The organism is Corynebacterium sp., from assembly GCF_022712275.1.
Taxonomy (GTDB): Bacteria; Actinomycetota; Actinomycetes; order Mycobacteriales; family Mycobacteriaceae; genus Corynebacterium.
This window is the reverse complement of record NZ_JALAGU010000023.1, coordinates 36,064-58,434: the sequence shown is the minus strand read 5'-3', so window position 1 is coordinate 58,434 and position 22,371 is coordinate 36,064. Positions and strand designations below refer to the sequence as shown.

The following is a 22,371-nucleotide window of genomic DNA, read 5'->3' as shown; positions in this document are numbered from 1 at the left end:
GTCCATGGCTGACGGAGCAGGAACTCCCGGCGTCCGTGACACGGCACGGGCGCAGATCCTCGACGCCGCGGCCGTGGTCTTCCAGTCCCAGGGGTTCGAACGGACCACCGTGGACGATATCGCCGACCGGATCGGCGCGACCAAGGGGCGGATCTACTACTGCTTCCGCTCCAAGTTCGACATCTACCTCGCCGTCTACGAGGCGGGGATGAACGGGGCCTTCCGCTCCGTCCAGCCGCTTTCCGAGGGGCCCGGCACCGGACGGGACCGGCTCACCGCCATGTCGGTCGGGCACCTGGTGAACCTCATGACCGATCTCGGCTACCACGACGTCATCTCCCAGGGCGTCATCGCCGGCCGCTCCACCGCGCTCAAGGAGCACCAGCGTCAGGCTCTCATCGAGCTCAACGAGGTCCGCACCCGCTACGAAGGACTGTTCCGTGGCGTCGTCACCGACGGGATGGCGGACGGATCACTGTGCGACGGGGACGCCCGGCTGGCCACCCGGTTCCTGCTGAGCAGCCTCAACAGCACCGCGATGTGGTTCCGCGTCCGCGAGAACCAGGACGCCGCGGAGATCCGTGACCTGGCGGAACAGATTGCCGACCAGGCCATCGGGGGTCTGGCGTCCTGAGTGGCAGTCTACGCAGCCGGGGTGTGGCCCTGCTTTCCGGTTCAGGGCAGCAGCACGGTGCGCAGCGTGCCGTCGGATGGGCCGGTGAACACCGCGCCGAGAGAGTCCGTCCCGTCCAGACCGTCCAGCCGCCGCGGTGCTGAGAGCATCCGTTCCCAGGGCAGGGTCGGGTGCGGGGCAGCGTCCAGGTCCACCAGCAGGTCCACGGCGCGGGCGAGGTGCCGGAGTTCGTAGTTGTGCACCCCGGTGACGGTGTTCCACCCCCGGACCAGGCGCTCCGGATCCAGATTCACCGTCCCGGCCGGGCTCACGCTGCCGGCCAGCACGGCGGTGCCACCCGTCGCCAGGGCATCGACGCAGGTCCGCACCCCTGCCGGTGCGCCGGAGAGTTCCAGGGAGACATCCACGGCACCGATTGCGGCACCGGTGGAAGTACCGGCGTCCTCCCCGGGGCGCAGCGCCCGGTCAGCGCCCGCGGTGAGGGCCAGTTCCCGGGCCGTGTCCGCCGGGTCGACCGCGATGACCTCGGCCGCACCGGCATACCGGGCGGCGGCCACCGCCGTGATCCCGAGCATGCCGACACCGTTGACGAGGACGCTGCGTCCGGCCAGCGGACCGGCCTTCTCCAGCATCGCCATGACTGTCGCGACCGCACAGCCGGCGGTGGCGGCCCGGTCGTCCGGCAGGTCGTCCGGCACGGTCACCACGGCCAGACCGGCCGGGAGCAGCAGGTGGGTCGACCAGGTGCCGGAGAGCGGCCAGTCGCCGTCGAAGGACTCATGGCCGACCTTGCGGACCCGCTCACATTTGGCGGTGAGGCCCCGGCGGCAGGTCGCGCACTCCCCGCAGGAGGCGGTGACGCCGAAGACCACCCGGTCACCGGGGGTCAGCGGGGTGCCGTCGACGGTGGTCCCGCCGTCCGTCGCCACCACTGTCGCGGTGCCCTCGTGGCCGAGGACGGAGGGGCAGGCGGCGGGGCGTCGGCCGAGGACGCTGTGCCGGTCGGAGCCGCACACCGTCGCCGCCCGGACCCGCACCAGGGTCTCACCTGGTCCGGGGGTCGGCAACGGGACGCTGACCCGCTCGAACCGGGTGCCGCCCCGCCACACCGTGGCCGTCGCGGTATCAGTCACGCGTGGGCACCCGTGCCGGCCGTGGGAATCAGGCCGGGCAGGTCGGCCACGGAATCCAGGACCAGGTCCACACCCTCATCCGTGAAGTCCGCGTCGGCGAGGTGCCCGGTGAGCACACCGACGGAGGTGACCCCGGCGGCCTGCGCCGACCGGACGTCGGAGGCGGTGTCGCCGACACTGACCACGGCGTCCGGGTCGGAGACCCCGACCTTCGCCATGACCGCCCGGATGAGGTGGGGCTCGGGGCGTCCGGCGGGGACCTCGTCACCGGCGGCGGTGGCGTCGATGAGCCCGTTGTCCACCCAACCCAGGGTGCCGAGGATGAGGTCGGTGATCTCACGGGAGAACCCCGTGGTCAGTGCGGTCCGGATGCCGCGGTCGTGCAGGATGCGCAGGGCGTCCTCCACACCGGGCAGTGGCACCGGGGGGTGCTGCGTGTAGGTGTCGGCGAGCTCGGCGCGGAACCAGGTCCAGGCCTCCTCGACGGTCTCCTCCTCGGTCCCGACACCGCCGATACGCAGCAGGTTTTCGATGGCCCAGTGCTTCTCGGTGCCCATCCAGCGCTGGAACTCCTCATCGGAGTAGACGGCGCCGGCCCGTTCGGTCGCCTCCCGCAGGACGCGGTACACCTCGTCGCGGTCGTCGATCGTGGTACCGGCCATGTCGAAGACGGCGAGGGCGGGGACGCTGGTCAGGGGTGTAGTGGAGATCACGGGGAAGATCCTTTCAGGAAACAGGGACAGAGGAACAGGGGACGGGGTCAGCGGACGATCCGGCGCAGCCACAGGGACAGCACCTCGACGGCGAGGACGACCGCGACCATGAGCAGGAGGATCATCGTGACGACATCGAACTGGTTGACCCGGGCCGCATTGAGCAGCAGGAAGCCGATGCCGCCGGCGCCGACGACGCCCAGCAGGGTGGCGGAGCGGATATTGGTGTCCAACAGGTACATGGTGTGCGCGACGATGGCCGGTGCCGCCTGGCGCAGCGTCGCACCGAGGAAGACCTGGGTGCCGGTCGCGCCGGTGGCCCGCACGGCGTCCTGCACGTCGGTGTCGGTCTCCTCGAGGGAGTCCGCGACGAGCTTCGAGAGCAGGCCGAGGGCGCCGACGGCCAGCGCCAGGGTGCCGGCCACCGCGCCGAGTCCGGAGATGACGACGAAGATGATCGCCAGGATCAGCTCGGGGATGCCGCGGAAGACGACGATGAGGACGCGGGCGACCGTACGCACCGCCCGGTTGGTCGTCACATTGGACGCCGCAAGGATGCCCAGCGGCAGCGCCGGGATCGCACCGAGCACCGTGGCGGCCAGGGCGATCTTCACGGTGACGCCGAGTTCGGTGAGCATGGCGTCCATCGCCCCACCGGAGGACGGCGGGAAGAACAGGGCGAGGGTGTCCGGCAGGTTCAGCAGGCCGTTCCACAGCGAGGACGCGGAGATGTCGACCTGCCGGACAGCCGCGACGGTGATGACGAGGACCACGGCGATGCTGGTGAACCGGCGGATCCGGTCGGCGGTCCACGGCGGGGTGAGCCGCTCAGGGGCGCCCTCTGCGGCGTCCTGCTGTGCCTGCTGTGCCTGCTGTGCCTTCTGTGTCTTCGTGGCGTTCTGCGGCATGTCGGAGGCGGCACTGGAACGCCACAGCCGGTCGGCCCAGGAGGTCCGGCCGGCGCTGCCACCGGTGCGGCCGAGCAGGGCGGCACGGGCAGCGCCGGAGATGAGCTCCAGGACCACACAGGCCAGCAGCACGATCAGGGCGAGGGCCATGCCCCGCTGGTAGTCGAGGGAACGCAGGGCGTCCGCGATGGCCAGGCCGATCCCGCCGCCCCCGACGTAGCCCAGCAGCACCGAGGTGCGCAGGTTGATGTCGAAGCGGTGCAGGGCGGTGGCGATGAGCTGGGGCAGCAGAGGCTGCGGCAGAGCGGCGAGGAACTGCTGGCCACGGGTGCCGCCGGCGGCCTCGACGGACTGCCGGGGGCCGTCGTCGAGCTCCTCCAGGGCGTCGGCGTAGAGCTTGCCGACCATACCCACCGAGTGGATGCCCATGGCGAGCACACCGGCTGCCGCGCCGAGGCCGAAGACGCGGAGGAAGAAGATCGCCAGCACGATGTCCGGGACGGCACGGGCCAGGACGATGATGGTCCGGGCGGTGCTGCGTGAGACCTTCCCCCGGGTGGTGGAGGACGCCGCGGCGAGCGCCACCGGCACCGAGAGCAGTACCGACAGGGCGGTGGCGAGGAAGACGACGGCGAGGGTCTCGGCGAGCAGGCTGGCGGTCTCCCCGAACGACGGGAAGTCCAGCGGGAACATCCGCCGCACGAAGGTCACCGCGTTGTCGAGGGACTGTGCGATCGTCGCCAGGTTGATGCCCAGTGAGCTGACCGACCACAGGCCGGCGACCAGCAGCAGGACCATGGCCACACCGCCGGCCACGTTCGAGGGACGCGGCGCCGGGCGCGGCGGAAGTTCGGGGAGGGCGTCGGCGGGGCGCGGGGCGGTGAGCGTCACCGGACGACCTCCTCCGGCACCGCCGCCGGGGTGACCGCGGAGTAGATCTTCTCCGCCTCCTCGGCCTGCAGTCCGCCGGTGTGCCGGTCGAGGACGAGCCGGCCGGCACGCAGACCGATGATCCGGTCGGAGAAGTCGATGGCGAGCTGGACCTGGTGCAGGGAGCACAGGACGGTGAGGTTGTCCTCGACACAGATCTCCCGCAGCAGCGTCATCACCGATTCCGCGGAGACCGGGTCGAGGGAGGCGACCGGCTCATCGGCGAGCATGATGCGCGGCTTCTGCATGAGGGCGCGGGCGATGGCCACGCGCTGCTGCTGGCCGCCGGAGAGGGTGTCGGCGCGCTGGAAGGCGCGGTCGGCGAGGCCGACGCGCTCCAGGTTGGCCAGGGCCTCCCGGCGGATCTGCTTCGGGTACATCATCAGGCTGATGCGGGGGCCGCGCAGCGAGCCGAGGCGTCCGGTGCAGACGTTCTCCAGCACGGACATCGGGCCGATGAGGTTGAAGTGCTGGGAGATGACGCCGACGTCGCGGCGCAGGGCGCGCAGCCCCTTGCAGTCGAGGTCGGCGAGGTCGGAGCCGAGGACGCGGATGCTGCCGGCGTCCGGGGTCTCGGTGCCGTTGACGTGCCGGAGCAGGGTGGATTTGCCGGAGCCGGAGAGCCCGAGCAGGGTGGTGATCTCGCCGGTACGGACGCCGACGGTGACGTCGTCGAGACCGCGGACGGTGGGGGTGTACTGGCGGATGACGTTGTCGAGCTGGACGGCGTAGATGCCGTCGATCTCGCGCTGGAGTTCAGGCGTGGTGTTCACTGTGATGTCCTCTGGTGGCGTCCGTTATCCGATGTTCTTGCAGGCGTCGGCGTCGGTGCCGGCACAGATCTCACGGATGGAGTCGAAGTCGGCGTCGGTGACCGGGCGGTAGCCCCACTCGATCTCCTCGGGGAGGGTGCACTCCTCCTCCGAGTCGCAGATGCCCTCGGCGACCAGGGCGGGCTTGTTGGCCTTGGTCTGCAGGGCCTCGGTGATCGTGGCGATCACGTCGTCGTCGAGGCTGACGTGGTTCACGGCGATCGGGTCCTCGGTGATCGGGTCGGAGGTCCAGACCGGAGTCAGTTCGCCCTCCTTCACCTGCCCGCCGGACTCGAGGGTGGAGAGCATGGTGTCATGGGCGAAGGCGGCGTCGCACTCGCCGTTCCTCAGGGCGAGGAGGGAGGCGTCGTGGCCGCCGGTGAGCTTGCCGGTGACGTCCTCGTCGAGGGTGAGGCCGGCGTCCTTCAGGCCCTTCATCGGCACGAGGTAGCCGGAGGTGGAGGCGGCGTCGACCAGGCAGACGGTCTTGCCCTTGAGATCCTCGAGACCTTTGATGTCGGAGCCGGCGCGGGTGTAGGCGAGTGCCTGGTAGGCGGGGGCCTCGTTCTCGTCGTGGGTGGGGGACGCCACGGGTGTGAGGTCGATGCCGGAGTCCTTGGCGATGACGTAGGAGAAGGGGCCGTAGGAGGCGATGTCGATCTGGCCGGCGCGCTGGCCCTCGATGACGGCGGCGTAGTCGGAGGCGTTCTGGAACTCCACGGTCCGGCCGGTCTCCTTCTCCAGGAGGGCGACGAGGTTCGCGTAGTCACTGTTCACGGAGGAGGAGGATTCCGCGGGCACGGCGGCGAAGGTGATCGCCCCGTCGGCGTCATCGGAAGAACCCCCGCAGGCGGCGAGGGCGGGCACGGTGGCGGCGGTGAGGAGCGCAGCGGCTGCGGCGCGGGTGTGGCGGAGCATGGCAGTCGGGGACCTTTCGGGTGGGGGTCGGGGTGTCCGGATGACCGGGGTTCCGGCATCTATTGTCGGCGGCGGCGAACAGCCTGTCTATACAAGAATGAAGAGTTCACCGAAGTGTCACCGGGAGGACGGATGGCGGTCGTTCAGAAACCGGAGAGGGACTCTCCGGCGAGTGCGAGCTCGGCGACGCCGAAGGACAGTGTCATGCCGATACCGGAGGTGACCACGAGGACGGTCGTGTGCTCGTCCGGGTGCTCCAGTACGAGGTTGGTGTCGGGACTGTCGGCGTAGCGGCCCAGCCAGCGCTGTCGGACGCGCGGGGTGCCGAGGCCCAGCAGATCGGATGCCCGGTCCAGCAGGAGGCCGGCGATGTCCTCGTCGATGAAGGGCTCCGGGCTCAATGAGTAGGCGTGGCTGTCGCCGATGAACAGGTGGTCGGCAGTGCCGGTGGCCATGAGGTTGGCGACGCAGTCGACGAGGCCGGGTTCTCGGACGGCCAGTTCCTCGCGCAGGGCGGGGGCTGAGGGCATCGCGGCGAAGCCGTCGTAGCGGGCCAGGGAGGTGCCGGAGAGCATCGCCAGGTCGGCGGGGACCCCGGCCGGGCGGTCCACCAGGGACATCGCCAGCGAGCAGACCCTGACCTGCCGCTTCTCGGCGAGGTCGGGGAAGAGGGCGGCGAGCCGGTAGCCGGGACAGACGACAACTCGCCCGGCGTGGAAGTCTCCCCGGTTGGTGACCACGGTCCCGTCGGCGACCTCGGTGACCTGGGTGTTCCAGGTGAACTCCACGCCCTGCCCGGCCAGCCACCGGGCGAGGGCGGGGGCGACCTCCCGCGGGTTGACCCGGGCGTCCTGTGGAAGGACCGCACCGGCGACGGTGTCGAGGTCGGGGTTGCCGAGGGCGACCGCGACGGCATCCCCGGTCAGCAGGGTGACCTGGTCGGTGCCGCGGTGGGCGGCGAACTCGCGCAGGATGTCCGCCTCGGTCTCCGTGACGGCGGGGATGGTGGTGCCGGATTCGGCGATCCAGAAGCCGGCGTCCGCGGCGGCGGCGAGCCAACTGGCGCGGGATCTGGCGGCGACCGGCTGGACGATGTCGGCCTGGCCGGTGAAGCAGGCGTGGCCGAAGTTCTGGATGGAGGACCCGACCGGCCGGTCGGCGCTGTCGATGACGCGGACGGTGCGTCCGTCACGGTGGGCGTGCCACGCGGTGGCGAGACCGAGGATGCCGGAACCGACGACGATGAGGTCGGTGCGGGGTGCTGTGCTGTGCATGGACCCATGCCACCACGCGCCTCCGAGGTCCGCAACACTTGTATATACATTTGCCGCGAGATTCACGGGAAGTTCATGCTCCCGTCATGGTCGGGTCGGCTGGACGCCCGCGGGAAGTGGTGAACTGCGCTAGCCTGTATGGACAGCAAGGACGACCAAGGGCAACAGGAACAACTGGAACAACCGGCCAGCACGGACGGCACAGGCGACCCTGTACGACGCACCCGATGAAGGAGTGACCTGGCCATGACCACCACCCGCCAGCAGCACCAGGAGATCGCCGACTACCTGCGCGCCGCGATCTCGGGCGGGGAATTCGCCACCGGGGACGCCCTGCCCACCGAGTCGGACCTCTGTGCCCGGTTCGGATCCTCCCGGGGGCCGGTCCGGCAGGCTATCGCCACCCTGCGGGCCGAGGGGCTGCTCTCCTCGGGTCAGGGGCGTCGCACCACCGTGCTGGACACCGTCCCGGCGCAGTCCTTCGACGGCGTCATCTCCTACACCCAGTGGTGCCGGCAGTGTGGGTTCGTCCCGGGGCAGGACACCCGGAGTGTCTCCCGTCACCCGGCGGACGCCTCCCTGGCCGCCGGATTGGAGATCGCGGTGGGGGACGCGGTGGTCTCGGTGTTCCGGCTGAGGTTGAAGGACGGTGACCCCGCCATGGTCGAGCGACTAAACTATCCGCTGGATGTGGGCGTGCACCTGCTCACCTTTGACACGGACTCCGGGTCGATCTACCAGCGGCTGCTGGATTCGGGTGTGGACATCGACCACGTCACCCGTACCATCGACGCGGTCGGTGCGGACCCCGACGACGCCGAACTGCTCGGTGTGGCCGAGGGGTCGCCGCTGCTCCGGGTCCGACGGCGGGCCTTCACCCGCGCCGGGACGCCGGTGGAATGCTCCGACGACCGCTATCTGCCCGGGACCGCGAGCTTCATCCTCAACTCCACCCGCGGGAACATCTCCCCGTTGTCCATGGTGCCTTCCCCGGCGGAGTGACTCCGGCCGAGGGACGGGGTCCCGGAGTAGGCCGGGAATGCCGCCGGCCGTCGCCGGGTTGGACGGGGAATGACATCTCTCTTCGACCCGCTGAATGCGGGAGCACTGCAACTGGACAACCGCGTCACCATGGCCGCACTCACCCGGCAACGCGCCGGAGAGGACGGTGTCCCCACCGACCTTCACGCGACGTACTACAGCCAGCGGGCCTCCGCCGGCCTCGTCGTGACCGAGGGGACCTTCCCCGCGTTCAGTAACCGGGCCTTCCCGGGACAGGCCGGGATCGCGACTGACGGGCAGGCCGCCGGCTGGGCCACGGTCGCAGAGGCGGTGCACGCCGCCGGCGGGACCCTCGTCATGCAGATCATGCACGGCGGCCGTACCAGCCACCCCGACCTCCTGCGCGGCGGTGAACCCGAGGCGCCCAGTGCGCTGGGTACCGGTGCGCCGGTCCGCGGCTTCTCCGGCAAGCTCGACGGTGTGGTGCCCCGTGAACTGGGCCTTGAGGAGATCCCGCGGATCATCGCGGAGTTCGTCGCCGGTGCGCGGCGGGCGGTCGATGCCGGAGTGGACGGCGTGGAGATCCACGGTGCGAACGGTTATCTGCTGCACGAGTTCACCGCGGCATCCTCCAACCACCGGACCGACGTCTACGGCGGGTCCCCGGAGAACCGGGCCCGACTGACCGTCGAGGTGGTGCGGGCCGTCGCCGAGGAGATCGGTGCGCAGCGGACTGCGCTGCGCATCTCCCCGGAGCACGGCGTCCAGGGGGTGCCGGAGGACGACCGGGCCGATGTCCTGGCGACCTACGGCGCCCTCATCGACGGCCTGCCCGAGATCGCCTACCTCTCGGTGCTGCACGCCGACATCGACGGTGACCTGGTCGCGCACCTGCGCGAGCGCTTCGGCGGCGCCTTCCTGCTCAACAGTGGTTTCGGACGCGTCACGGAGCTGCCGGAGGCGCGGCACATCGTCGAGGACGATCTGGCGGACGCCGTCGTCGTCGGCCGTGAGCTCATCGCCAACCCGGACCTCGTCCGCCGGTGGCAGGAGGGTCTGGAGCTCAACACGCCCGACCAGCCCACCTTCTACGTCGGTGGGGAGCACGGGTACACGGACTACCCGTTCGCTGGGTCGTCGGAGGCCTCGGAGGCCGCGTCCCTGTCGCCCACCGAGGCCTAGGCGCTCCGGCGTCCCTGCCCGTTCGGCGAGGACACTGGACCGGCCCTGAAAAGTGTTACCACGCCGGTGGTCCGTAAAGTGACATTGTCCCAGGTCGCGAAAAGTGTTACCAGTCGGAACCGGTAACACTTCCGGAGCCTGGCACGGAGCCCGGCCGGAAAGTCGGAGAGAACGGATAACCCCTTATCCATTACTCTCGTCGTCGATCAGGAACGGCTCGAGCGGAAACCGCGCAGCCGCAGCGAGTTCGAGACCACGAATACCGAGGAGAACGCCATCGCCACACCGGCGAGCATCGGGTTCAGCAGTCCGAACGCCGCGACCGGGATGAGGGCCACGTTGTAGGCGAAGGCCCAGAACAGGTTCCCGTGGATGGTGCGCAGCGTACGCCGCGACAGCCGGACGGCGTCCACCGCGGAGCGCAGGTCGTTGTTCATCAGGGTGATGTCACTGGCCTCGATCGCCACATCCGTGCCCGCACCCATCGCCAGGCCCAGGTCGGCCTTGGCCAGCGCGGCGGCGTCATTGACACCGTCACCGACCATGGCCACATTCCTGCCGGCGTCCTGCAGCGAGGAGATCTTCTGGACCTTCTGCTCCGGGCGTACCCCGGCGATGACATTGTCCGGGTCGATGCCGACCTCGGCGGCGACGACCTTCGCCGCACCGGCATTGTCGCCGGTGAGCAGGTACGGGGTCAGACCCAGATCGCGGAAGGCGGCGACGGCGTCGGCCGAGTCCTCCTTCACGGTGTCCCGCACGGTGACGACACCGGCCGGCTCACCGTCGACGGTGACGAGCACCGGGGTGGCACCGTCGTCCTGCGCGCCGGTGAAGGCCTCACGCAGCCCAGCCGGCAGATCGTCGGCGGACGCCGGGCGCCCGACCTCGACGGTGCGTCCTTCCACGGTTCCGGTGACGCCGTGACCTGCGGTGGACGCGAAGTCGGTGACCTCAGGGATCTCGCCCTGCTCTGCCGCGACGGTGACGATCGCCTTCGCGATCGGGTGCTCGGAGCCGGACTCCACTGCGGCTGCAAGGCGCAGGGTCTCGTCGGGACCCGTGACCCCGGTGACCGCCATGACGCCCGTGGTGACGGTGCCGGTCTTGTCCATGACGACCGTGTCGACACGCCGGGTGGATTCCAGCACCTCCGGACCCTTGATGAGCAGCCCGAGCTGGGCGCCGCGACCGGTACCGACGAGCAGTGCGGTCGGCGTGGCCAGGCCCAGTGCGCACGGGCAGGCGATGATGAGCACGGCGACGGCGGCGGTGAAGGCGTTGGTGACATCGCCCTCGACGATGAGGTGGGTAATGAGCGTGAGGACCGCGATGACCATCACGACCGGCACGAAGACCTGCGAGATCCTGTCGACCAGACGCTGCACCGGGGCCTTGGTGGCCTGCGCGTCGGAGACGAGCTTCGCCATCTGCGCCAGGGTGGAGTCTTCACCGGTGCGGGTCACATTCACGAGCAGGCGCCCCGAAGTGTTCACTGTCGCACCGGTGACCTTCGACCCGACGGTGACCTCGACCGGCACCGATTCGCCGGTGAGCATGGATTCGTCGACTGCCGAGGTGCCGTCGGTGACCTCACCGTCGGCGGCGATCTTCTCGCCGGGACGCACCACCACGATGTCGCCGACCTTCACCTGGTTCACGGGGACGCGGATCTCCGCGCCGTCGCGGAGCACCGCGGCGTCCTTCGCACCCATGTCGAGCAGGGCGCGCAGTGCCTCGGAAGAGCGTCCCTTCGCCCGGGTTTCGAACCAACGTCCGAGCAGCAGGAAGACGATGACCACGCCGACGGACTCGAGGTAGATCTCGTCCATGCCGCTGTGGACACCGGAATCGACGGCGGGGAAGAGGTGCATCTCCATCGTCATGCCGGTCATACCGGCGTTGCCGAGGAAGAGTGCCCACAGGCTCCACAGGTAGGCGGCGGTCGTGCCGAGGGACACCAGCGTGTCCATCGTGAAGGAGACGTGCCGCAGGTTGACCAGCGTGGCGCGGTGGAACGGGGCGCCGCCCCAGAAGTAGACCGGGGAGATCAGGGTCAGGGCGGCCCACTGCCAGTTGTCGAACTGGAGGGCGGGGACCATGCTGACCAGCACGACGGGGAAGGCGAGGATCGCCGAGAGGATCGTGCGGTGGAGCAGGTCGGCGGCCTCGGCGTCGCGGGCGGCGTCCACCTTGGCCTGGCCGGTCTGTGGGCCACTCTCCGGGGAGGACGCCGCGCCTACGTTGTCCGTGTCTGTGTCGCTCTCATCGGCTGAGCTGTCGGCCATGGTGAAGGCGTCGTAGCCGGTGTTCCGGACCGTCTGGATGACCGCATCGGGGTCGGTCTTCGACGGGTCGTAGTCCACCTTGGCGGACTCGGTTGCGAAGTTGACGGTGGCGTCCACCCCGTCCATCCGGTTGAGCTTGCGCTCGATGCGGGCGGAGCAGGAGGTGCAGGTCATCCCGGTGACGCCGAGGTCGAGCTGCACAAGGTTGACCGGGTCGACCGGGTCGACCGGAGGGGTGGTCCCTACCTGCTGTGTCATTGCTGGTCAGTCCTTTGTGGGGTGTTACTTGACGATGTCGTAGCCGGCTTCGTCGACGGCGGCGGCGACCTGCTCGTCGGTGAAGCCTTCGCCGGTGACGACGACGGCGCCGGTGGCCGGGGTGGCCTCGACAGCGGTGACGCCCTCGATGGTGCCGACCTCCTTCTCGACAGCCGCCTTGCAGTGTCCGCAGCTCATGCCGGTGACGGTGTAGTTCTTCGTGGCCATGGTGGTGATCCTTCCGTGTTGTGTGGCGTGCGCGGGGCCTGTGTGGTCCTGCCGTTCGTCCGATTCCGACGGTATACCCCTAGGGGGTATATTTCAAGGGCGTCGGGAGGGGTGGGGGTGCCGACGGGCAGAGGTGACGCGCAATGATGGGGGACGTGCGGGGCGCCGCGTTCCGCACCTGACTTCTGAATCTTTCAGACGAGAGGAACATCATGTACGGCGAACCTGCATCTGCCGTTCGCACGACACGCTCCGGATCCGCGCAGAACGCCCGCAGGCGACACGGCCTGCGTCGCAGGGTGGCCGCTGTCTCGGCTGCCACACTGCTCGCAGTCGGTGGAGCGACCGCCGTCGCGCCGTCCGCTGCCGCCCAGGGCCTTCCGGAACCCGTCCAGACCTCGTACGACGCTCTGCCTCCGAGCGCGCAGTCGATCGTCGGCAGCATCGTCTGGAGTGGCCCGCTCGCCCTGGCGGCGCTCTACTATTTCGTCTGGTGCCCGATCGTCAACAGTGACAATCCCACTCCCGGCGTCTGCTCGTTCTGACGGCTTTCCCGGGTGGGAGGGGGAGTCTCTGAGGGGTGCCTCAATACCCCGCGGGGGTATACCATCGGCGGCATGAAGATCTCACGTACCCCTGCCCTGGCATCGCTGGTTCTGGCGTCCGCCCTCACTCTCGCGGCCTGCGGAGACGATTCCGACAGTGGACATGACGGCCACGAGGGTCACGACATGGCGGACATGACCGGCATGACCACCGAGGACGCTGACGACGGTGGTATGGGTGACATGCACGACCACGCCATGGACGGCGGTGAGGCGCCGGCCGGTATCGAGGACGCAGTGAATCCGATGTATCCGGTCGGTACCGAGGTGACCGTGCTGGCCGATCACATGGAGGGGATGGAAGGCGCGACCGGCACTGTGACCGGCGCCTACTCGACCATGGCCTATTCGGTGAGCTACACGCCGACCGACGGCGGCGCACCGGTGAGTGACCACCGCTGGGTCGTCCAGGAGGAGCTGGAGAACCCCGGTGACGCCCCGCTCGCCGACGGCACCGAGGTCACACTCGCCGCCGACCATATGAGCGGAATGGAGGGAGCGACCGCCACCATCGACTCCTCGACGCAGGAGACCGTCTACATGGTGGACATCACCACCGATGACGGGATGACGATGACGAACCACAAGTGGGTCACCGAGAGCGAGCTCGCCCCGGCGGACGCGGAGTAGCGCGGAGTAGCGCGGAGTAGCGCGGAGCAGGGGCCGTCCCCTCGCCTCTTCCCCTCCTTCCGCCTGATGTCCGCAACTCACCCTCACCAGCAGGATGAGCAGCGATTTCTGCTCCGGTGAGGGTGAGTTGCGGGATGTGGAGGAGGCGCATGTCGAGAAAGCACCCCCACCGGCAGCTGAACAGAGTTACGGCACCGCCAGCTTTCCCGTGTATTCGATCGGATAAGGATGTTGGAGGAGAACGCGGCGTCCCCATTCGCGGACGCGGCGAGGTCGGGCTCGATGTGGTCGCTGGTTCGATCAGGAAGTCCAAGCAGTTTGTCCGACCGAGGACCGTCGATCTCGTGGAACGTGGGCTGGTGGAGCAGACTTCCGGAAAGCCGCTGCGGTTCCGGTTGACCGGACAAGAGCGGGAATCGCTGGGGCTCTCAGACGAAGAGTGACCCTGCATGTCGGGAAAGCACTCTCACAGGCAGCCGCCGGGGGGTCGCCGGGGGTTCGACGACTGGTGAGGGTGCTGATTCGACGGTGCTGATTCGACGAGGGGGCGGGCGGGGCGTGGTGCCCCGCCCAGACCGGGTACCGCCCTAGATCGGGAGTTTGCGCACCACGAACTGCGGCAGGTTCTTCAGGATCAGCATCACCCAGCGGAACAGCGGGTGGATCCAGATGACGGTCTTCTTGCCGTCCACGCCGGCGGCGATGGCCTTTGCGGCGTCCTCCTTGTCGACGGTGAGCGGGGCATCGTCCAGCCCCTTCGTCATATTGGTGCGCACCTGACCGGGGCGCACGGTGAGCACGCGCACGCCGGTGCCGCGCAGGGCCTCACCGAGCATGCGGTAGAAGCCGTCCACGCCGGCCTTGGTGGAGCCGTAGACGAAGTTCGAGCGGCGGACCATCTCGCCGGCGACGGAGGAGAAGACCACGATCTGACCGTGGCCCTGCTTCTTCATCCGGTCGGCGAGCAGCACGCCCACCGAGACCGCACCGGTGTAGTTGACCTGCGCGGCGAGGACGGCCTGCTTCTGGTTCTGCCACTGCACCTCGTTGTCACCGAGGACGCCGAAGGCGACGATGGCCAGGTCGATGTCACCCTCGATGGAGTCGATGATCTCCTCGTGGGTGTCGAAGGCAGTGGCGTCGAACCCGACGGTCTCGACCGCGGACGCACCGGCGGCCTCACACCGGGCGATCGGGGAGGACATGTCCTCACCGGCACGGGCGGCGAGCACGACGCGAGCCGGGCCACGCGACAGGAACTGCTCGACGACGGCGAGGCCCATGTCGGACGCACCGCCGAGCAGGAGGATGGACTGGGGCTTACCCACAGCGTTGATCATGGAAAAAGTCTCCTAGTTGAGCTCGAGGCGGCGGGACATGTCGGACGCGAAGACGCCCGTCGGGTCGATGGACCGGCGGGTCTCCAGCCAGCCCGGAAGGCCCGGGTACATCCGGTGGAAGTTCTCCGCGGTGGTGCGGGACTCCTTTGCCAGGTAGAGGCGTCCGCCGAACTCCATGACCTGTTTGTCGAGACGGTCGAGGAAGTCGCCCAGGCCCGGACGGATCGGGAAGTCGACGCAGACGTTCCAGCCCGGCATCGGGTAGCTCAGCGGGGCGCGGTTGCCCGGGCCGAAGAGCTTGAAGACGTTCAGTGCCGAGTAGTGGCCGGAGGACTGGATGTCCTTGATGATCTGCTTGAACGGCTCGACGGCCTCCACCGGCACCACGAACTGGTACTGCAGGAAGCCCTTGGAGCCGTAGCCGCGGTTCCACTCACCGATGAGGTCGAGCGGCTGGTAGAACTGCGTGAGGTTCTCGATCTGGTTCCGTGCCGGCTTGCCCATGGCGTAGTAGGCCATACCCACCGCCGACAGCGTCAGCTTGTTGAGCGTGAAGGACGGGAAGATGTCCGGCACGGTCATGAGCTGGGGGGCGTTGAACTTCAGCGGGTCCTTGGCCAGCTTCGGGGCGAACTCCTTGAGCTGGTCGAGGGTGGCCAGCGAACCACGGGAGATCGTGGAGCGTCCCAGCTTCGGCTCCGGCGAGATGCAGTCGAACCACGCCGAGGAGTAGGTGTAGTTGACTTCGGAGCCGTCCGAGTGCGCGGCGATGGTCTCGTCGAGGGTGTTCGTCCGGTCGACGTCGCAGAGGAAGTACGCCGTCTCGGTCTTCGTCATCTCGATGGTGGCGCGCAGGATGACACCGGTCAGGCCCATGCCGCCGACGGTCGCCCAGAACAGGGTGCCGTCCGGGTCGTCGGAGGAGCCTTCCGGCTCCAGGTGCAGGACGCGACCGTCGGCGACCAGCAGCTCTATCGAGCGGACGTGGTTGCCGAAGGAACCGGCGGAGTGGTGGTTCTTGCCGTGGATGTCCGGGCCGATCGCGCCACCGATGGTGACCTGGCGGGTACCGGGCAGGACGGGGACCCACAGGCCGTAGGGCAGCGCGGCCTTCATGAGCTGGTCGAGGGTCACGCCGGCGTCCACGTCGACGATGGCGGTGTCCGGGTCGATCGAGTGGATCGTGTTCAGCGCCTGCATGTCGATGACGAGACCACCGCCGTTCATGGCGGGGTCGCCGTAGGAGCGGCCCATGCCGCGGGCGATGACGCCGCGCTTGAGGTGGTCGGGCTTGTCGGCGTTACTGTCGGCGACCTGTGCGACGGCGGCGGCGATGACGTCGACGTCCGGGGTGGACAGGACCTCTGCGGTGGTGGGGGCGGTGCGTCCCCAACCGGTGAGAGACTGGGTGTGCGTCTGCAATTCCATGCGGACCACACTACAGCCGGGACCGGACGCCTCAGGGACTCTTCCCGGCGGACGGGTGCGGATAGTGACGCATCTTTCACTGCCGTTGATGTACGGATGCCACCACAGGTATGCCATAGTAAGGACATGCTTGGTTATGGCGGCCTCAGTCGTGCTGAGGGCAGGGTTGCCCGGATCGCCCACGAATGGGAGACGCTGCGTGCGGCACATGCACGCGGCGAGATCCCGGTCCCGGTGCTTCTCAGGCGCTTCACCGCCATGGCCGACGAACTGGCCTCCGTCGAGGCCTCACCGCAGCATCCCTCGCTCACTGCGGCCCGAGAATCGGCGGCTGACCTGCGGCACCGCATCATTGTGCACACGGTCACCCTCGCGCCGCATCCGCTGGTGCTGCCCGGTGTCACGCCGTTGCCGCCTGCCGGGCACCCGGTCAGTGGACTGCCGGAGTTGTGGCACCGGCACCGGCATGATCCGGTGCGGCGTCCGTCCCACCAGGACGCCGTGGGTCATCCCGGGCCTGACGGTGCACCGCTCGACGGGGAAGGCGGACGGCTGACCGATGAGTTCCGCGGCCACTGGGTGGATGTCCCCCTGGCCGCCGCCGCGGATCCGGAGACGTCGCTGGCCGAGATCGACTCCCTCACCGACCGCAGCGTGGCCGTGCTGCGCCGGTACGGGGCGGAGACGGTGGAGATCGCCGGGCTGCGCTCCCGGGTCCTGCTCGCGACGGGACGCCTGGAACAGGCCCGTGAACTGCTGGAACTGGTGGGGGAGACTTCGTGCGGGGCGGAGGAACTGGCGGTGGTCAGGGGGACCGTCGCGCTGCTGCGCGGGGACCTGGACACCCTGCTGCGGGTGCTGTGCCACGGGGAGGACACCGGCCGGGCCGATTCCGTGCAGTGGACGCTGCTCACCGCTGCCTCGCTGGTCCCGCTGGCGCACATGGTCGACACCACCACCACGGTCGACCGGATCGCCGGCATCGTCGCCACCGCCACCGGTGTGCCTGAACTGGTGCCCGCCCTGCTGCATGTCGCCGGCTACCTCGCCCTCGCGGGCGCTCCCGAAACCGCCCTGTCGCTGCTGGTGCGCACCGTCGACGTCGTCGACCCGCCGGCGGTGGCCGCCCCGGTACTGCGCGCGGTGGTCGAGACCGGCTGGTCCGCGGATTCCGCCTCCGATCTGGGAGGACGCCGCCTCGTGACCGGTGGCCCGACGGTCCGCGAGCTGGCCGACGAGCTGTCGGAGCGGCTGCGTGAGCAGGCGGTACGCTGTGATACCCGCAACGGCCGGGCGATGTGGACGACGTTGGTGCCGGAGACCCTGGAGTACCCGGTCCCGCTCATCGACGCCGCCGACCTCGCCGGCATCCCCGCCCTGCGCGGTCTGGCCCTGCCGGCGGCCCTGCCCACCGCCTTCCCCTCTGATCCGGCGGATCTGGCGGAACTGCCCGGTGTCGGACCGGTGGACCTGGCGTCCTTCGATGCGACGGACGCACTGTGCGCCACCGTGATGTACACCCTGCTCGGGCTGACGGACGCCGCGGACTGCGTCGTCGACCGGATGCGCGTCCTCACCGCCGATGACGGTGACCCGGTGGTGCTCGATGTCGCCGCGGAGTTCGTCCGTCGTTCCGACTGCGCCGCAGGCCACGGAGTGGGCTGCTTCGCCTGTGCCCGACAGATCGCCCCCTCCTCCAGCGGACTGCTCGCCGAGGTCGACCGCATGGTGCGGGAGTGCGCCTGCGCCGGTACCGCCCACGACGCCCCGGGTCGGGTACGGAACATGACCCGGCTCCGGTCGGGATCCCACCCCCTGGTCAGACGCCTGATCGACCTCGACATCCTGCTCTCCGGTGCACTCCCGACCCGCCCGTCGGTGGAGTACGCGGTGCAGGGGCTGTGGGCCGTGCTGCGGCTGCTGCCCCGGGCCGTCCCGCTGACCGGTGGTGCCCTGGTCGGGGCGGTGACCGGGGAAAACGATGATGAACCCGGTGTCGGCCGGGGCATCGTGGACGCCACCGTCATCACGGCGGTGACGGCATCCGCCCGGTCCCTGCCCGCCCCGCCCTCGGCGTCCCCGCTGGGTCTGGTCGACCATGTCGCCGACCTCGCGGATCTCGCCGACGCCCTGGCCGTCGCCGGTGCCTGCCATGAGGCGTGCGCGGTCTCCGCCGCGGGACTGGCCGCGGTCGGCGGTAACTGGGTGGACACCGGCGTGGCGTCCGGCTGCGCCCCCGGGGAGGCAGGGGCGGACGACGACGGTCCGGTGCGTCTGCTGCGCGCCCGTTCAGCGGCCCTGTCGGCACTGGGGAACACCGCCGGTGCGGACCGCTGCGCCGAGGCCGCCGCGAAGGCCGCGGAGTACCGCGGGCGCTGGCGGCTGGCCGAAGCCTGTCGTGGGGAGGCGGCGACGAGGCGCAGCTAGAACGCCAGAGCGTCGGAGTTCTAGAGCACTAGAGCACTAGAGCGCTAGAGCGCCATGATCTCGCGGATCTCCTCGGGCAGTTCGCCCACACAGGTGATCTGCGGCTTACCGGCCTCCTTGTGCTCCCGCAGTGCCGCATTGACGATCGAGCGGCTGGTGGAGTCCAGGATCGGCAGTTCCTGGGCGATGAGCCGGCCCATGAACTCGTTGACCGGCGCCTCGATGTGCCGCGCCGCCTCGTAGTGGGCCTCCGGGTCGGTGCCGCCGACCACCGCGGTCTGTGCCATGGAACCGCGTTCGCCGGCGGGCTTGCCGTCGTTGGCCTTGGCGATGTTGCGCCGCATCCGGTCCTTCAGCTTGTCCTGCCCACCGCTGCCGTCGCCGTTGCTGCCTGTGTTTCTCCTGCCGAACATGCAGCTCAGCCTACTCCGGCGCGTACGGCCAGGGAACCTGCAGCGGAACCGGCATTGCGCGGTCAGGTGCGTCCTCTACGCTGGGCTCCATGAGTGCCGCACCAGACCTGAACCGAACGCCCGATCTCGCCGTTCTGGGAACGACGACCGTCGGCTACTACCTCGCCCATGACCTCGTCACGACGCCGTGGAAGCGACGACTCGTCAGCCTCGGGGTCCTGGCCGCCGGCGGTGGGACCGCTGTCGCGACGAACCAGGTGCCCCTCCCTGTTCCGCAGCAGGCCGGCACGGGTGCTCCGGCCGCCACCGGTTACGGCGAGACCCCGGCCGCGGGGGCGGGACTGCGGAAGTACCTCGTCCCGGTGACCGTCGGCATTGTGGCGGTCGTCGTAGGGTCCTGGTTCAATGCCAGGGTCGACCGTGTGGCCACCGGCGTCATCACCCGGACCCTCGGCCGGCTCCCGCTGTTCGGGGGCATCTTCCGCCGCCTGCCGTTCACTGTCTGGGGCATCGCCCAGGTCGGTGCCGTCGCCGTCGTGGCGAGACTGTCGGAGCAGAACCCCGCCGTCGCCGCCGACTCCGGTGCCACCACCGGTGCGAAGACACCGGTGACCTCGACCGCGAAGGACGCGAAGTGACCGCTGCCGAGACCGCTCCCGTTACCACGGAAACCGGTACCCGACCACAGGATCCGCCGGTGCTCGTCGCCGCGACCGTCGGTGAGGTCACCGCGGTCTGGCAGGTCGAGGTCGACGCCCGCGTCGTGCTCGGCGAATTCTCCGGCGCCTGGCTCGTCGACGCCGACGGTATCCGTGGATTCGCCGCCGACGCCGACTGGATCGACCAGCGCGGGTCCCGTGACGGGATGCTGGAACTTCTGCTCGCCCGCCCGACCGTCGTCGTCGGCGAGGGCGGGGAACCGCTCACCGGGGACGCAGCCCGCGACTCCTTCGGTTTCCCCACCGACACCGCCGGGACACTGCGGACCGTCGACGTGGCCGCCACGGTGGCTCAGGCCGCTGAGGCCGTCGAGGAGAACAAGGCCACCTTCGCCGAGGCCAACCCCGGCAAGCGGCAGCCTGGCTGGGGCGGTGCCTGGGCGGATGCCGACTTCACTCCGCAACCCGGCCGTGCCCCCGAGGGCATCACCGGGGACACCGCCGAGGCCGTCGTCCGTGCCATGGCGGCGGCCCGTGGCCTGCGCGATCTGGTGCAGAGCTGGAACGCCCTGGACAAGCTCCGGGTGCAGCGTCTCGGCGGCGAGTTGCGTGCGCTGCCGCTGGTCATGAACTGATACGGCCTCAGAAATCGGTCCGCCGTCCCCGGCGAGCTGTCGCGGACGGCGCTACGCTGGGTCGCATGAATGCCCAGCACCTGCCGCAGCGTCGGGGATCCGGACGGGGAGTCGTCCGCGACACCACCCCGTCCGGCGACCCCGGCGGCCTCGCCGCGGTGCTCGAACTGCCGGGGATCGCCCATGCCGCCCGACCCGTCCCACCGGCGGACGCCGCCGACCATGAACTGACCCTCCTGCTCCTGGCCGAGCACCACGTCCCCGGTCTCGGCTGGTTCACCCGCGCGCTCGGACTCAACGGTGCTCTCTCCGTCGCCGAGACCGTCCGTGCGGTCCTGTTGTCCCTGGACTGGCCCGGGGCGTCCACCATGCTCAACGGCGCCGACGGTTCCGAGGCTGCCGACCGGTTGCCGGCGATCACCACCTGGTCCCTGCAGGCCCGGCGCAACGACCGGCTGCGCGTCTACTCCCGCACCGCCGGTCCGATCGGCACGCCGCTGCGTGAGGCACTGGGTCGCGACGGTACCGGCATCCTCGTCGTCGACGGGTACACCGTCACCGTCACCACGGCCGGTGCGATGCCCCGTGACGACCACACCCCCGACGCGGTCTGCCTCGCCGGTGGTTTCGCGCCCGACGGGGACGCCCCGGCTGATCCTGAGTCCTTCCCCGTCCCCGGCACAGTGGACCACCCCGTCGGACTACCGCGCGACGTCGACCTCGCCGCGGTGAATGTCGCCCTGACCGGTGAGGAGACCGTCGCCGAGATCCTCGGTGAGCTCGGCCCGGAGCTGCGTGCCCTGCTGCTCAGTGGGGACCTGTACGAGTTCACCCCGCTGCTCCAGGCCCTCGATCTGGGGCGTCCGGCCCAGGTGGGGGAGGCGACGCGCCGGGTGCTGTCGGGCTTCCCCGTCGAGACGACCCCGGTAGGACGCGCCGCCGCCTGGTCGCGGGTCGTGGCTCTGTCGACTCTGTCGGACCGGGAGACCGTCGACGAGGTCACCGCGATGCTCATGGCGGCTCTCGGATTCACCCGGGCGGACGCCGGCCTCGGTGCCACCGACGACCACCGGTCCTGCGACCCGTTGAGCGCCGAGGAGATCCGTGACCTGTCACGGGAGTCCGGTCATCTGCTTGCGACCTGCGGTGCCGACGTGTGGGAGGGGACCGCGTCCGCCGTCATCCCGCTGGTGCCGAAATGCAGTCTCGTCGACCGGTTGGAGATGTACCGCTTCCTGCTCCAGGCGTGACGCGCCGGGGAACTGACAGGGACGCGCCGGTGTGACGGTTCGTTGAATCAGGGGGCCGCTGAGTAGCGTAGAGCGGTGATTCCCTTTTCCTGCAGCAAGTGAGGACTCCCGTGACCGATGCCGTCACCGAACGGCCGCCCGAGCAGCCGCCCCGGCCTGTCGGGCGCAAACGCCGCATCCTGAAGCAGTTCATCACCTTCGGGATCGTCGGCGCGTCCGGCTTCGTGGTCAACCAGGGCGTCATGGTGCTGTCGAACAAGTTCACCCAGGCAGTGTGGGATTTTGACCAGTACCATCCGTTCGTGAACCTCTTCGGTTCGGCGTTCCACGTGCGCTGGTACCACGTCTTCAGTGTGCTCGCCTTCATCGTGGCGAACATCTGGAACTTCTTCCTCAACCGGCACTACACCTTCAAGGCGAAGAAGGGGACGCCGTGGGTGCGTCCCATGTTCAGCTTCATGCTGGTGGGCATCTTCGGCCTGCTCATCACCCTGCTGGTGCAGACGGCGCTGGTCAACGATGACTCACCCATCGCCCTGTCCCACGCGATCTGGGATGATTCGACGGGGCTGAGGACGCGGGCCTACTGGGGTAACTTCATCGGCGTGATCGTCGCGATCCCGGCGAACTTCCTGTTCAACAAGTTGTGGACCTTCCGGCACAGGCCCGGGAAGGGAGAGGTGAAGGTGAAGAATGTCGGCTGA

General features: G+C 69.4%; 21 protein-coding genes. 10 read left to right on the top strand and 11 right to left on the bottom strand.

Features of this window, described 5'->3' with window-relative positions:
* Window positions 1-4 precede the first annotated feature (4 nt).
* Entirely contained in the window at window positions 5-634 is a 630-nt protein-coding gene (locus tag Q0A27_RS04870) for a TetR/AcrR family transcriptional regulator (RefSeq protein WP_291473937.1), read from the top strand.
* A 41-nt stretch (window positions 635-675) separates the two neighbouring features.
* Here the strand turns inward: Q0A27_RS04870 and Q0A27_RS04865 are convergent, their stop codons facing one another.
* The 6 genes from Q0A27_RS04865 to Q0A27_RS04840 all read right to left on the bottom strand — a co-directional run bounded on the left by Q0A27_RS04865 (window position 676) and on the right by Q0A27_RS04840 (window position 7,322).
* Window positions 676-1,767 carry a zinc-binding dehydrogenase gene (locus tag Q0A27_RS04865; RefSeq protein WP_291473936.1) on the bottom strand — a complete coding sequence of 364 codons (1,092 nt, stop codon included), beginning with the start codon at window positions 1,765-1,767 and terminating at the stop codon, window positions 676-678.
* Entirely contained in the window at window positions 1,764-2,480 is a 717-nt protein-coding gene (locus tag Q0A27_RS04860) for a phosphonatase-like hydrolase (RefSeq protein WP_291473935.1), read from the bottom strand. Before Q0A27_RS04860 ends, Q0A27_RS04865 begins: the two co-directional genes overlap by 4 nt.
* Before the next feature lie 47 nt (window positions 2,481-2,527).
* Window positions 2,528-4,186 carry a phosphonate ABC transporter, permease protein PhnE gene (gene phnE, locus Q0A27_RS04855; RefSeq protein ID WP_291473979.1) on the bottom strand — a complete coding sequence of 553 codons (1,659 nt, stop codon included), beginning with the start codon at window positions 4,184-4,186 and terminating at the stop codon, window positions 2,528-2,530.
* An 89-nt stretch (window positions 4,187-4,275) separates the two neighbouring features.
* Window positions 4,276-5,097, bottom strand: a complete 822-nt coding sequence (gene phnC / locus Q0A27_RS04850) for a phosphonate ABC transporter ATP-binding protein (RefSeq protein WP_291473978.1) — start codon at window positions 5,095-5,097, stop codon at window positions 4,276-4,278.
* A gap of 18 nt (window positions 5,098-5,115) precedes the next feature.
* The gene (locus Q0A27_RS04845; RefSeq protein WP_291473934.1) at window positions 5,116-6,048 is read right to left on the bottom strand and encodes a phosphate/phosphite/phosphonate ABC transporter substrate-binding protein; all 933 of its coding nucleotides are present in this window, start codon (window positions 6,046-6,048) and stop codon (window positions 5,116-5,118) included.
* 143 nt (window positions 6,049-6,191) lie between these two features.
* On the bottom strand, window positions 6,192-7,322 hold the full coding sequence (locus Q0A27_RS04840; RefSeq protein ID WP_291473933.1) for a TIGR03364 family FAD-dependent oxidoreductase: 1,131 nt from the start codon (window positions 7,320-7,322) through the stop codon (window positions 6,192-6,194).
* A gap of 246 nt (window positions 7,323-7,568) precedes the next feature.
* Here Q0A27_RS04840 and Q0A27_RS04835 point away from each other — a divergent pair, with 246 nt between their 5' ends.
* Both Q0A27_RS04835 and Q0A27_RS04830 read left to right on the top strand, forming a co-directional pair.
* Window positions 7,569-8,324: a GntR family transcriptional regulator gene (locus Q0A27_RS04835; RefSeq protein ID WP_291473932.1), complete on the top strand. Its 756-nt coding sequence runs from the start codon at window positions 7,569-7,571 to the stop codon at window positions 8,322-8,324.
* Between the two features lie 69 nt (window positions 8,325-8,393).
* The gene (locus Q0A27_RS04830; protein ID WP_291473931.1) at window positions 8,394-9,506 is read left to right on the top strand and encodes an alkene reductase; all 1,113 of its coding nucleotides are present in this window, start codon (window positions 8,394-8,396) and stop codon (window positions 9,504-9,506) included.
* Between the two features lie 206 nt (window positions 9,507-9,712).
* On the opposite strand, the gene Q0A27_RS04825 is transcribed toward Q0A27_RS04830, so the two are convergent.
* Window positions 9,713-12,052 carry a cation-translocating P-type ATPase gene (locus Q0A27_RS04825; RefSeq protein WP_291473930.1) on the bottom strand — a complete coding sequence of 780 codons (2,340 nt, stop codon included), beginning with the start codon at window positions 12,050-12,052 and terminating at the stop codon, window positions 9,713-9,715.
* Between the two features lie 24 nt (window positions 12,053-12,076).
* Window positions 12,077-12,280, bottom strand: a complete 204-nt coding sequence (locus Q0A27_RS04820) for a heavy-metal-associated domain-containing protein (protein ID WP_066585109.1) — start codon at window positions 12,278-12,280, stop codon at window positions 12,077-12,079.
* 212 nt (window positions 12,281-12,492) lie between these two features.
* Here Q0A27_RS04820 and Q0A27_RS04815 point away from each other — a divergent pair, with 212 nt between their 5' ends.
* A complete protein-coding gene (locus Q0A27_RS04815; RefSeq protein ID WP_291473929.1) occupies window positions 12,493-12,825 on the top strand; it encodes a hypothetical protein in 333 nt (110 codons plus the stop codon).
* Between the two features lie 78 nt (window positions 12,826-12,903).
* Window positions 12,904-13,515, top strand: coding sequence for a YdhK family protein (locus Q0A27_RS04810; RefSeq protein WP_291473977.1), 612 nt, complete (start codon window positions 12,904-12,906; stop codon window positions 13,513-13,515).
* Between the two features lie 587 nt (window positions 13,516-14,102).
* Here Q0A27_RS04810 and Q0A27_RS04805 read toward each other — a convergent pair.
* A complete protein-coding gene (locus Q0A27_RS04805; protein WP_291473928.1) occupies window positions 14,103-14,855 on the bottom strand; it encodes a decaprenylphospho-beta-D-erythro-pentofuranosid-2-ulose 2-reductase in 753 nt (250 codons plus the stop codon).
* Between the two features lie 12 nt (window positions 14,856-14,867).
* On the bottom strand, window positions 14,868-16,283 hold the full coding sequence (locus Q0A27_RS04800; protein ID WP_291473927.1) for an FAD-binding oxidoreductase: 1,416 nt from the start codon (window positions 16,281-16,283) through the stop codon (window positions 14,868-14,870).
* A gap of 126 nt (window positions 16,284-16,409) precedes the next feature.
* Between Q0A27_RS04800 and Q0A27_RS04795 the strand changes: the two genes are divergently transcribed.
* Complete coding sequence (locus tag Q0A27_RS04795) at window positions 16,410-18,710, top strand: hypothetical protein (protein ID WP_291473926.1); 2,301 nt, start codon at window positions 16,410-16,412, stop codon at window positions 18,708-18,710.
* 44 nt (window positions 18,711-18,754) lie between these two features.
* Here the strand turns inward: Q0A27_RS04795 and Q0A27_RS04790 are convergent, their stop codons facing one another.
* Window positions 18,755-19,123, bottom strand: coding sequence for a hypothetical protein (locus Q0A27_RS04790; RefSeq protein WP_291473925.1), 369 nt, complete (start codon window positions 19,121-19,123; stop codon window positions 18,755-18,757).
* An 89-nt stretch (window positions 19,124-19,212) separates the two neighbouring features.
* Here Q0A27_RS04790 and Q0A27_RS04785 point away from each other — a divergent pair, with 89 nt between their 5' ends.
* The 4 genes from Q0A27_RS04785 (at window position 19,213) to Q0A27_RS04770 (ending at window position 22,371) form a co-directional block, all read left to right on the top strand.
* The gene (locus Q0A27_RS04785) at window positions 19,213-19,761 is read left to right on the top strand and encodes a hypothetical protein (protein ID WP_291473924.1); all 549 of its coding nucleotides are present in this window, start codon (window positions 19,213-19,215) and stop codon (window positions 19,759-19,761) included.
* Window positions 19,758-20,417 carry an N-acetylglucosamine-6-phosphate deacetylase gene (locus Q0A27_RS04780; protein ID WP_291473923.1) on the top strand — a complete coding sequence of 220 codons (660 nt, stop codon included), beginning with the start codon at window positions 19,758-19,760 and terminating at the stop codon, window positions 20,415-20,417. The genes Q0A27_RS04785 and Q0A27_RS04780 overlap by 4 nt, the downstream gene beginning before the upstream one ends.
* Before the next feature lie 65 nt (window positions 20,418-20,482).
* Complete coding sequence (locus tag Q0A27_RS04775) at window positions 20,483-21,667, top strand: hypothetical protein (RefSeq protein WP_291473922.1); 1,185 nt, start codon at window positions 20,483-20,485, stop codon at window positions 21,665-21,667.
* Between the two features lie 110 nt (window positions 21,668-21,777).
* Complete coding sequence (locus tag Q0A27_RS04770) at window positions 21,778-22,371, top strand: GtrA family protein (protein WP_291473921.1); 594 nt, start codon at window positions 21,778-21,780, stop codon at window positions 22,369-22,371.

Bases quoted from the DNA above. Each gene is read 5' to 3' on its own strand.
- Q0A27_RS04800 (WP_291473927.1), bottom strand. From the start codon at position 16,283: ATGGAATTGCAGACGCACACCCAGTCTCTCACCGGTTGGGGACGCACC.
- Q0A27_RS04825 (WP_291473930.1), bottom strand. From the start codon at position 12,052: ATGACACAGCAGGTAGGGACCACCCCTCCGGTCGACCCGGTCGACCCG.
- Q0A27_RS04805 (WP_291473928.1), bottom strand. From the start codon at position 14,855: ATGATCAACGCTGTGGGTAAGCCCCAGTCCATCCTCCTGCTCGGCGGT.
- Q0A27_RS04820 (WP_066585109.1), bottom strand. From the start codon at position 12,280: ATGGCCACGAAGAACTACACCGTCACCGGCATGAGCTGCGGACACTGC.
- Q0A27_RS04835 (WP_291473932.1), top strand. From the start codon at position 7,569: ATGACCACCACCCGCCAGCAGCACCAGGAGATCGCCGACTACCTGCGC.
- Q0A27_RS04790 (WP_291473925.1), bottom strand. From the start codon at position 19,123: ATGTTCGGCAGGAGAAACACAGGCAGCAACGGCGACGGCAGCGGTGGG.
- Q0A27_RS04840 (WP_291473933.1), bottom strand. From the start codon at position 7,322: ATGCACAGCACAGCACCCCGCACCGACCTCATCGTCGTCGGTTCCGGC.
- Q0A27_RS04775 (WP_291473922.1), top strand. From the start codon at position 20,483: ATGAATGCCCAGCACCTGCCGCAGCGTCGGGGATCCGGACGGGGAGTC.
- Q0A27_RS04870 (WP_291473937.1), top strand. From the start codon at position 5: ATGGCTGACGGAGCAGGAACTCCCGGCGTCCGTGACACGGCACGGGCG.
- Q0A27_RS04795 (WP_291473926.1), top strand. From the start codon at position 16,410: ATGCTTGGTTATGGCGGCCTCAGTCGTGCTGAGGGCAGGGTTGCCCGG.
- Q0A27_RS04845 (WP_291473934.1), bottom strand. From the start codon at position 6,048: ATGCTCCGCCACACCCGCGCCGCAGCCGCTGCGCTCCTCACCGCCGCC.
- phnE (WP_291473979.1), bottom strand. From the start codon at position 4,186: ATGGTCCTGCTGCTGGTCGCCGGCCTGTGGTCGGTCAGCTCACTGGGC.
- Q0A27_RS04815 (WP_291473929.1), top strand. From the start codon at position 12,493: ATGTACGGCGAACCTGCATCTGCCGTTCGCACGACACGCTCCGGATCC.
- Q0A27_RS04830 (WP_291473931.1), top strand. From the start codon at position 8,394: ATGACATCTCTCTTCGACCCGCTGAATGCGGGAGCACTGCAACTGGAC.
- Q0A27_RS04785 (WP_291473924.1), top strand. From the start codon at position 19,213: ATGAGTGCCGCACCAGACCTGAACCGAACGCCCGATCTCGCCGTTCTG.